Below are 5750 nucleotides of genomic sequence, written 5' to 3'. Positions count from 1 at the left end.
AACACACCCTGGTGCAGGGTGGAGAACCAGCGATGTGCGGCTGGTGAGCGCTCCGGGTGATTCCCGGCCTGTGCAAGCTATTCGGCGCCCTGCCTGAAGTCGATTGGAATCAGTTCCGACGAGTTTCGCTGACCGCTGTCGGTCCTAGGCTCGGTCCATGCAGGGGATCACGATCCGACCGACGACCGAGGCTGACTGGGCCGCCATCCGAGCACTCCGGCTGGAGATGCTCCGGGACACCCCGATGGCGTACGCGGAGCACCTGGCGGACGCTGAGCAGCTCGACAAGACCGAGTGGCGTGCGCGGGGCCGCCGAGGTCAGTCCGCCGGAGGGGCCTCACTCGTGGCGATCGACGCCGACGGACGCTGGGTCGGTGCGATGGGGGTGTTCATCCCCGACGCCGCGACCGGGCCGTTGCTGGTCGGCGTGTACGTCGCACCCTCGCACCGCGGCCGTGCGGCTGGCGTGACCGATGCGCTGCTCGACGCCATCGAGTCGTGGGCAGTCGGCCACGGCACCACGCTGCGACTCCACGTGCACGAGCGCAACCTGCGGGCTCAGGCCTTCTACGTCCGACGCGGTTACGAGCCGACCGGGGCGAGCGAGCCGCACGTGCTCGCGCCCGACGAGCGGGAGCTCGAGATGATCCGCCGACTCGACAGGGCGTCCGCATGACCGGCGGCGGGGTGCGGTGGCTGCTGCTCGACGTCGGTGGCGTGCTCGAGATGGTCGACGACGCATCGTGGCCCGGGCAGTTCCGGACGAGATGGGCGGCCGCGTTCGGTCTGACTGACGAAGAGTTCTCAGCGAGGTTGTCGCAGGCCGACCTGCCCGATGCCGCCCGACGGACCGGGGTGGACGATGAGTACTGGGGAAAGATCGGTGCCACCCTCGGTGCATCGGCCGAGGTGCTCGCGTCGATGCGAGCCGACTTCTGGGACGCATACTGCGGCTCTTTGAACGAGCCGCTCTTCGACTTCCTCGCCGGTCTGCGCGGGCAGATCGGTCTCGCGATCCTGTCCAACTCGGGTGACGGCGCCCGTCAAGAGGAAGAGCGACGGTTCGGGTTCTCGGCCGTGTTCGACCCGATCTGCTACAGCCACGAGATCGGGGTCACGAAGCCGGAGGCCGAGGCATTCCGGATCACCCTCGATCAGCTCGGCGCCGCGCACGCGGATGTCCTGTTCGTCGACGACGTGCCGGAGAACATCGAGGCTGCGCGGGCGTTGGGGATACGGGCGCACCTGCACGTGCAGACCGCGGACACGATCGCTGTGATCCGTGCGGCCGTGGGCGGAGGAGCGTGAGTGCCGCTACTGCGGAGCGCCGGAATCGGTGGGGTGCGACCCGGTGGTGAGCGACTCCACCCAGCCCCGCGCCGCGCGGAGCAGGTCGTCACGCGACGCGTCCTCGTAGGCGTTCAGGCGCAGGAAGTGCTGCGTGATCGTGATGCCGAGGATGCCGCTCACGGTCATCAACGCCCGCAGCCGGGCGTCGTCGCCGTCGAGTGAGCGCGCCAGGTTCTCGACCCGCTCGTCGAGGTAGCCACGCATGGTGTCCGCCGCCTCGGGCACCGTCAGCATCGAGCGGACGAGGGCGGCCGTCTCGGCGGGGAGCGTGTCGAACCGGATGCCCAGGACGTCGAGCAGGTGGTCAGCGGCCGCGCGCTCGCTCCCGCCGCCCGACGCGGCCGGCAGCTGCACGGCGGTCGCGAACAGCGCTGCCTTCGACCCGAAGTGCTGCATCACGAGCGACGGATCGATGCCCGCTGCTGCGGCGATGCTCCGGATCGTCGTGCCCTCGTACCCGTTCGCACCGAACTGCTGCCGGGCCGCTGCGCGGATGCGCTCGGCGGTCTGTGCGCGTTTCGCGTCGCGTGAGGTCTCGGCCATGCGTCTGACTCTACGGCGTTGAGCGAGGTGTACGGTTCACTCAACACCGATGAGCGAATGCCCGGTGCGTGCGAGACGACGGAGGAACCCCGATGACCCTGATCGCGATCGAAGAGCACTGGAACCACCCGGCCCTGACGGACGCCGTCAATGCCCTGCCCGACGATCGCCGCGACCCGAGTACGGCACTGGACGAGCTCGGCGACAACGGCGAGATGCTCCGTGACCTCGGGGATGCCCGGCTCGCAGCGATGGACGAGCAGGGTATCGACGTGCAGGTGCTGTCCCTCGCGCCGCCCGGAGCGCAGCCGCTCGATGCCGCGGACGCGATCTCGCTGAGTCGGCAGGCGAACGACATCGCGATCGCCGCGGTCGCGGACAACCCGGATCGGTTCCGCGCGTTCGCGACCCTGCCGATGCCCGACCCGGCCGCAGCCGTCGCTGAACTGGAGCGCACCGCCGGCCTCGGCTGCGTGGGGGCGATGGTCTACGGGCGCACCGGCGAGGTGCCGCTCGACGACCCGCGGTACGACGACCTCTTCGCCACCGCGGCGGCGCTCGGCAAGCCGGTCTTCATCCACCCGCAGATCCCGTCGAAGCGGCTGCGCGAAGCGGCGTACGAGGGGTTCGACCCGATGGTCGAGCTCGGGTTGGCGACCTTCGGGTGGGGGTGGCACCTCGAGGCAGCGCGGGCAGCGTTGCGCCTGATCGTCGGGGGCACCTTCGACCGGCACCCGGACCTGCAGATCGTGCTCGGGCACTGGGGCGAGCTGCTGCTCTTCTGGCTCGACCGTGCGGACAGCCTGTCGCGGGTCGCCGGACTCGAGCGGACGGTGTCGGACACCGTCCGCTCCAACGTCCACATCACCAGCTCGGGGATGCTCAGCCCCACGCTGCTCCGGCACGCGCTGGACGTGACGTCACCCGATCGGCTGTTGTTCTCCACCGACCACCCGTTCCAGCGACCGTCCTCCGACGAGATCGACGCGTTCCTGGGGGAGTTCCCCTCGGACGCGGCCCGCGAAGCGTTCACGTCGGGGAACGCACGTCGGCTGTTCGGGATCGGCGACCAGACGGATGCGGCATGATCGGTCCGTGCCCAACCCGAACGTGACCGCCGCGTACCGCGCCGCCCGTGACCAGTTGCTCTCCGCAGCGTCCGCCGATGCTGCCCGTGCCGAGTTCCGGTGGCCGGACCTCGGTGACACCTTCAACTGGGCGGACGACTGGTTCGACGTCATCGCGGCCGGCAACGACCGCATCGCGCTCTGGATCGTCGACGCGGCCGGCTCGGAGCAGCGGCTCAGCTACGCGGAGATGGCCGCCCGGTCCGACCGCCTGGCGGTTCGCCTGCACGAGCACGGTGTCCGCAAGGGCGACCACGTGCTGGTCATGCTCGGCAACCAGCTCGAGTTGTGGGAGACGATGCTCGCGGTGATCAAGCTCGGGGCGGTGATCCTGCCGACGTCGACGATGCTCGACACCGCCGACCTGCAGGACCGCGTTGACCGCGGAGGCGTGGCGCACGTCGTCACGAACCGCAGTGAGACCGCGAAGTACGACGACGTCCGCGGGCACTTCTCGCGCGTGGTGATCGGCGGCGCTGCGGACGGTTGGACGGAGTACCCGTCGGACCTCGGCGAGCCAGCACCCGCGGGGGAGTCGCGACCCGTCGTGGTCACCAAGACCTCCGATCCCTGCCTCGTCTACTTCACATCGGGCACGACCTCCAAGCCGAAGATGGTCGTGCACACCCAGACGTCCTACCCCGTCGGGCACCTCAGCACGATGCACTGGCTCGGCCTGCGGCCCGGGGACGTGCACCTGGCGATCAGCTCGCCTGGCTGGGGGAAGCACGCCTGGAGCTGCTTCTTCGCGCCGTGGATCGCCGAGGCGACCGTCTTCGTCCACGACACCCCGCGGTTCGACCCGGCCGCGCTCCTCGCCCAGCTGGACGCCGCCGAGGTGAGCACGTTCTGCGCACCGCCCACCGCCTGGCGGATGATGCTCCAGTCCGATCTCGGTGCGCGCCCTCGGGCACTGCGCGAGGTCGTGTCGGCCGGAGAACCGCTCAACCCCGAGGTCATCGACCGGGTCGAACGCGCGTGGGGCCTGACCATCCGTGACGGTTACGGGCAGACCGAGACCACCGCGATCATCGGCAACGCCCCGGGCAGCACCGTCACCCCTGGTGCGATGGGACGTGCGTTGCCCGGCGTGACCGTGACGCTGCTCGACCCGGTCACCGGGCAGCCCGGCGACGAGGGCGAGGTCTGCCTGGACCTCGACGAGCGGCCGGTCAACCTGATGGCCGAGTACCTCGGCGACCCGGACCGGACCGCGGCGTCGATGCGCGACGGCTTCTTCCACACCGGCGACATCGCCGTCCGCGACGCCGACGGGGAGCTGACCTTCATCGGGCGGACCGACGACGTGTTCAAGTCGTCCGACTACAAGGTGTCACCGTTCGAGGTCGAGAGCGCCCTGCTGCAGCACCCGGCCGTGGCCGAGAGTGCCGTCGTGCCCGCCCCCGACGACGCCCGACTCAACGTCGTCAAGGCGTACATCACGCTCGCCGCCGGGTTCGAGGCGACGGTGGACACCGCCGAGCAGGTGCTCGCGTTCGCCCGCACGGCGCTGCCGGCGTACGCACGCGTGCGTCGGGTCGAGTTCGCGGAGCTGCCGAAGACCATCTCGGGCAAGATCCGACGCGTGGAGCTCCGGGAGCGCGAGGAGCGTGCGGCCGCGAGCGGAGTGCCCGTCGACGGCGAGTGGCGCGACGAGCAGTTCCCGGGGCTCCGCGCGTCTCGTCCGCAGCGACCGTCCACCGGCAGCTGACCCTCGGCTCGGCACGTGGAGCTGATCACCGATGCGTCCCGCGGCGACTGGCTGCTCGCCCGGGCGGGTACGTTCGCCACCGTGGGTGGCGCGGCCGGAACCGGTTTCGAGGCGTACGCCCGCATCCTCCACCCGGTGTCCGCGGATCGCGAGGACCGTTCGATCGTGGACGAGTGGGGCGGCCACCCGGACGTCGAGTCGGCGGTGTGGCCGTGGGCGGAAGTCGCGACTCGCACCGGGAAGACGATGCACCCGCTGGTGCAATGGCGCAGCCTGACCGGCCGGGCCGACGAGTCTGACCAGGTGCTCGAAGACGGCTGGCGTGTGCAGGCGCCGGACGAAGGCTGGTTCGAACCCACACTCCTCGCCGCACTGACCGAGCACCTGGCCGAGGCCACGTCGACGCCGGACGGCCTGGTCGGCGCGATCTGGGACGGGTGGGGCTACCTGAGCGGCGGTTCGACGCTCGCCGTCGGTTGGCAGGGTCCGGACGAGCCGACTGCGGAGGAGATCGAGTCGATGCGGCGGTACGTCGTCGAGCAGCAAGCGGTGCACGACGAAGAGCAGACGGCGATCCGTGTTGCTCTCGCGGTCGAACGCTTCGCCTGGCCGCACCGGGAGTGCTTCCTCCTCTCGATGACCCTGCAGCAGCTCGCCGACCCGACGTGGCTGGACCACGCCCGGATCGGGACGGCGGTCGACCTCGCTCACACCCCGCAGATGCTCTGGCCGGAGGACCGTGCCTGGGTGCTCGCGTCGGAGATCGACTGGGACTCGACGATCGTCGGTGGGTCGCGGGCCCTTGTGGACGCGGTCCTGGACGACGACCGGTTCGAGGCCTTCCCGGTCGACGAGGACAGCGACCTGACGTGGAGTGGCGACCTCGTCAACGGGTGAACCCGCGGTGATGCCAGCGGCCTCGTCCCGCGGCCGTCGACTAGATGTACCTGGCCATGACGTTGGTGACACTGCGGGGCTTGTGAAGAGGGGAGGCCTCCTGGCTTAGTGGAGCTGTCTAG

6 protein-coding genes are annotated in these 5750 nt (G+C 70.2%); 5 read left to right on the top strand and 1 reads right to left on the bottom strand.

Translation table 11 applies throughout. The features are described 5' to 3' along the window. The first annotated feature begins 157 nt into the window (after positions 1-157). Both ITJ59_RS18825 and ITJ59_RS18820 read left to right on the top strand, forming a co-directional pair. Positions 158-676 (top strand): GNAT family N-acetyltransferase, encoded by a 519-nt coding sequence (locus ITJ59_RS18825; RefSeq protein ID WP_194652831.1) that lies wholly within the window; start codon positions 158-160, stop codon positions 674-676. Then, positions 673-1308: an HAD-IA family hydrolase gene (locus tag ITJ59_RS18820; protein ID WP_194652830.1), complete on the top strand. Its 636-nt coding sequence runs from the start codon at positions 673-675 to the stop codon at positions 1306-1308. The genes ITJ59_RS18825 and ITJ59_RS18820 overlap by 4 nt, the downstream gene beginning before the upstream one ends. A 6-nt stretch (positions 1309-1314) precedes the next feature. Here ITJ59_RS18820 and ITJ59_RS18815 read toward each other — a convergent pair whose 3' ends face one another. Then, the gene (locus tag ITJ59_RS18815) at positions 1315-1893 is read right to left on the bottom strand and encodes a TetR/AcrR family transcriptional regulator (RefSeq protein ID WP_194652829.1); all 579 of its coding nucleotides are present in this window, start codon (positions 1891-1893) and stop codon (positions 1315-1317) included. A gap of 92 nt (positions 1894-1985) precedes the next feature. Between ITJ59_RS18815 and ITJ59_RS18810 the strand changes: the two genes are divergently transcribed. From ITJ59_RS18810 to ITJ59_RS18800, 3 genes are read left to right on the top strand one after another with little or no spacing between them, the layout of a single operon-like run. Then, on the top strand, positions 1986-2981 hold the full coding sequence (locus tag ITJ59_RS18810; protein ID WP_194652828.1) for an amidohydrolase family protein: 996 nt from the start codon (positions 1986-1988) through the stop codon (positions 2979-2981). Further along, positions 2971-4731, top strand: a complete 1761-nt coding sequence (locus ITJ59_RS18805; protein ID WP_194652827.1) for an AMP-binding protein — start codon at positions 2971-2973, stop codon at positions 4729-4731. The genes ITJ59_RS18810 and ITJ59_RS18805 overlap by 11 nt, the downstream gene beginning before the upstream one ends. 15 nt (positions 4732-4746) lie before the next feature. Then, positions 4747-5628 carry a hypothetical protein gene (locus ITJ59_RS18800; protein ID WP_194652826.1) on the top strand — a complete coding sequence of 294 codons (882 nt, stop codon included), beginning with the start codon at positions 4747-4749 and terminating at the stop codon, positions 5626-5628. Positions 5629-5750 lie beyond the last annotated feature (122 nt).

This window comes from Curtobacterium sp. VKM Ac-1393 (genome assembly GCF_015350995.1).
In the GTDB taxonomy this organism is placed as follows: Bacteria; Actinomycetota; Actinomycetes; order Actinomycetales; family Microbacteriaceae; genus Curtobacterium.
Note: the sequence above shows the minus strand (reverse complement) of the source record. Positions and strands in the feature narration are given on the sequence as shown.